Below are 1,847 nucleotides of genomic sequence, written 5' to 3'. Positions count from 1 at the left end.
TGTCGAGTACAAGGTTAACAAATTGATCGCCCATAGAAGGATTATTCAGTTCTAAGTAAGTATTGAAGCCTGTACTAGCCACTTGACTTAGCTCAGCAGGCTTGAGTCTCCAAATGTTGTTTAGAGTTGCTGAAAGTTCACTTTCACCGGAGCTTGGATCGAACAAGAAACCGTTATTATTGTTGGTTATATATGACGGTTCTGGTCCCATATGGTTTTCAATATTTTGATGGACCAATGGAGGTAGAGCTAAACTTAAGTAATGCACTATGCTCAGCCCCGCGTCACCAGGGTAGCAGCCAATTCTGCAAAGCTTACTGATTTCGGCTATATCATGATGGTCATGTATAGCGCCATGCCAGTGAAGCCATGAAATATTCTCATGGCGAGTTTTATAGTGGTTCTCTAAATGCCCGCTACCAATGATGTGAAGTTCAAGTTCGTGTCCGTTATCACGAGATAGCTGAATTGCTTTAATTAAAATGTCAATACGACAGCCTTCTCGTAGGCGCCCAATAAATAATACGCCATTCTCCGAGTAGGTTTTTTGATATGGAGGTACAGTGGTTTCAAGTTCCAGCGAATTGTTGATTGTCACAAGCTTTTTGGGGTCGCAGCCTGCTAGTAACAAGCTGCGCTTAGAAAGTTCGGTGTAACACACATATTTTGTGGAGTATTTACAGATGGCTCGGTACATTAACTTTCGGAATCGGCTAGGCTTGGTGTACGAATAAAGGCCTTGACCATGTGCGTAGAACTTTAAACTCATTACACGACAGATGAGCATCAGAAGCCAGAATGATAAAAATCTAGGATTGGCAAATGTAATCACTGCATCCGGCTTTGTCTTGATTGCTTTGCTAACTACGTTCTTCTGGTAAAATAAACGCCCGCCGCAAAGTGATATAGATGGAGATTGCACCGTTATTGAACTATCGGAATTGGCGGCCATATGGCCTTGATTTTTAGCATCGGAGTTGTCGTAAAAAGAAAACGTATCAAAACAGTTGGCTAGCTTTTTAATTATCGGCGCTCTATAGCCTGCCAAAATGGGTTGCACATAAAAAACTTTAAGTTTTTTTGATCGTTCTTGATTGATATTCATAGTTGTAATCGTCTTGGTTTAGGTTGTAGGTCTAGATAGGAACTGGACGGCGAAAACTCAAAGCAAATACGATTAATAAAAAGTATATAATGCCCAGGCTAAGAGCGTCTGCAAGATAACCTTCAGTTACGCTTGTTAATAAGATGCACAGCAATCCTGGTAGCCAAGCATTGCGGAAAGCAAGGTTGCCTCGAGTTCGGAGCAGTCGTGTTATACAGAGAAGTATACAAACAATTAGAGGAAGCCCCACAAATAGCCCTCCTTGCGCCAATACACGGAGATATGAACCGGCTGTACCTTCTACGTTAAGGCCTGCTCCAAAAAATGGGTTGGCTGTGAAGCTATTCCACATGGATAGCCATACTTCACTACGAGTATTACCTGCTTGGCTGATTCGCTGAATCCCTGGACTATACTGAGCCAGCACTTCAATAATAGAATCGAGCGATAGTATTACGATAAAAGCAGGAAAGGCTAGAAATAAAATTGTACTTGATTTGAGGTATTTCTGGATGTAAACGTACCCTAGGGCTGCTCCCACGAGTCCTAGTATCCCTGTTCGAGATCCGCTAGCCATCACTAGTATCGTCGCCAGAATGACTAATAATGTTGAGAATATGGTTACGGTATTGTTTTTTTTTGCGTTTCTATGGGTAATGTTAAAGCCGAAAATCATTGAGACGCATATGGCGAAGTTTACGCCAGCAAAATTTGGGTGGTGGAAAACTCCCAAGAATCTACC

The 1,847-nt window shown here is 42.0% G+C and carries 2 protein-coding genes; both read right to left on the bottom strand.

Translation table 11 applies throughout. The features are described from left to right. A partial coding sequence (locus tag AC1DSG_RS30820; RefSeq protein WP_477794241.1) for a glycosyltransferase occupies positions 1-1,105 on the bottom strand: 1,105 nt, incomplete at its 3' end. Between the two features lie 31 nt (positions 1,106-1,136). Then, the coding region (locus AC1DSG_RS30815) for an O-antigen ligase family protein (protein ID WP_477794240.1) at positions 1,137-1,847 on the bottom strand (711 nt) is incomplete at its 5' end.

The organism is Pseudomonas sp. P5_A12, assembly GCF_056400685.1.
The sequence above is the reverse complement of the archived record's forward strand: the minus strand, read 5'-3'. Positions and strand labels throughout refer to the sequence as shown.